Below are 1,579 nucleotides of genomic sequence, written 5' to 3'. Positions count from 1 at the left end.
GCGGTGAGTTTGGGCAGCGCGTCACGCAGCAGGGGTGATTCGTTGCGATTGCCCGGCGCCGTCACGAATGGCGCGATGATGTTGCAGTTGCGATCGCTGAAGGCCACCACCTTGTCGCCCTTCAGATGCTTGTGCCCGCTGTAGCCCAGGTTGTCGCCGCCTTTCTTTGCCGCTGTGGTCGTGCCGTCGCCATGGATGTTCGCGAGGTCGAGGAGCTGGTCCCGATGCAGTTGATCGACCGAGCCCGCGAAGACCCGGTCGATGCTGCCGTCAGCCTGCCAGCGTCGCATGATCCGGTAGATGCGGGTGTGGTGGATTTCAGGCAGCCCCTTTGCATCCGTTTCGATCGGCAGCATCTTCCATTGACACCCCATATAGAGCGCCTTCAGGACGTAGTTGAACATCCTCTGTAACGGCAACGTCGGCGGCGGGCCGCGCCGGCCCCGGCTCAGGTGCGGCAAGACAAATTGCCCGAACTGCGCTTCACTCAATTTCGTGGGAATCGCCTGCCGGCCATGGTTTGCAGCCATTTTCGCATCCGCAAAGCCCTCACTTTAACCGCTCCCCCCTCGCCAGCTCCGAAAGCCATTCCCGGTGGGGCTCGCAGACAAATTCGGCCCCTTCGGAAAACCCGCAATCAGTTGAAAGAATGATCACCTCACGGTCAAAATGACGGCCGGCGAATAGCTCGTCCAGACTCTTCAGCTTGTTCATCGCGGCTCCTCAAATCGGTCAAGGCGACACTCTAACCGATCCTTGAGCGCTATTTGCACCACAACCGGCGAGCTCGACATCGTATAATCGCTCAATACAGTCGCTTCGACCTCGCGAAGAGAAAATCTGCCGTGAATAACCTGACGTCCCAACAGCCGCTTGCCGACGACGATTTTGCCCGTCTCGCCGGGTTTCTTGACTCCATCGGCGATGCAGCGATGAACATCGAAACGCTCGACGGCTATTAATTGCAGCAAACGCTGCATGAGCCGAACGTGTACCTGCCCGTGTTGCTCGAGCGCGAGGATGGTGTTGCCCCGGCCAACGACTGGGCACACGGCTTCATGCGCGGCGTACAGATGCGTCCTGCGAGTTGGGGGGAACTGATCCACGACGAGGAGCACGGCGGACCGATGATCCCGATCATGATGCTGCATCATGAACACAATCCCGACCTGCAGATGCGGCCACCACCGATCCCTGCGGAAAAGCGCGAGGAACGGTTCTGTTGCAGTAAGGCCCACGTTAAAATTGGGTAGCGAATTTTTGATCTGTGCGATGAAGAAGACGAAGACACCGCGAACCACACTCGCGCCGGGCCTGGCCAAGGTCCTGAAGCGCCTTCACTACCCGCTTGAAGTGATTTTGCTGTGCGTGCGATGGTACGTGGCCTATTCGCTGAGTTTGCGCAATCTTGCGGAAATGATGGGCGAGCGTGGTATCGCGGTGGATCATTCGACGGTGTACCGCTGGGTCATCAAACTGCTGCCGCTCTTCGAAAGGAGCTTGCGCAAGCACAAGCGTCCGGTTGGGAAAAGCTGGCGAATGGACGAGAGCTATATCAAGATCAAAGGCGAGTGGAAAT

General features: G+C 58.3%; 5 protein-coding genes. 2 read left to right on the top strand and 3 right to left on the bottom strand.

Annotated features, from left to right (window positions below):
- From EVC45_RS44530 to EVC45_RS47515, 3 genes are all read right to left on the bottom strand, one after another.
- Window positions 1–530, bottom strand: a 530-nt coding sequence (locus EVC45_RS44530; protein ID WP_168991651.1) for a transposase, incomplete at its 3' end; no start/stop codon positions are given.
- A gap of 19 nt (window positions 531–549) precedes the next feature.
- Window positions 550–714: a hypothetical protein gene (locus tag EVC45_RS47520; RefSeq protein WP_248295542.1), complete on the bottom strand. Its 165-nt coding sequence runs from the start codon at window positions 712–714 to the stop codon at window positions 550–552.
- Window positions 711–980 carry a hypothetical protein gene (locus EVC45_RS47515; protein ID WP_248295541.1) on the bottom strand — a complete coding sequence of 90 codons (270 nt, stop codon included), beginning with the start codon at window positions 978–980 and terminating at the stop codon, window positions 711–713. Before EVC45_RS47515 ends, EVC45_RS47520 begins: the two co-directional genes overlap by 4 nt.
- Before the next feature lie 9 nt (window positions 981–989).
- Between EVC45_RS47515 and EVC45_RS47510 the strand changes: the two genes are divergently transcribed.
- A complete protein-coding gene (locus tag EVC45_RS47510; protein WP_248295540.1) occupies window positions 990–1,253 on the top strand; it encodes a UPF0149 family protein in 264 nt (87 codons plus the stop codon).
- 19 nt (window positions 1,254–1,272) lie between these two features.
- A partial coding sequence (locus EVC45_RS44515) for an IS6 family transposase (protein WP_129964352.1) occupies window positions 1,273–1,579 on the top strand: 307 nt, incomplete at its 3' end.

Source organism: Paraburkholderia sp. UYCP14C, assembly GCF_004197395.1.
Lineage (GTDB): Bacteria > Pseudomonadota > Gammaproteobacteria > Burkholderiales > Burkholderiaceae > Paraburkholderia.
This window is presented reverse-complemented; position numbering and strand designations above follow the sequence as displayed.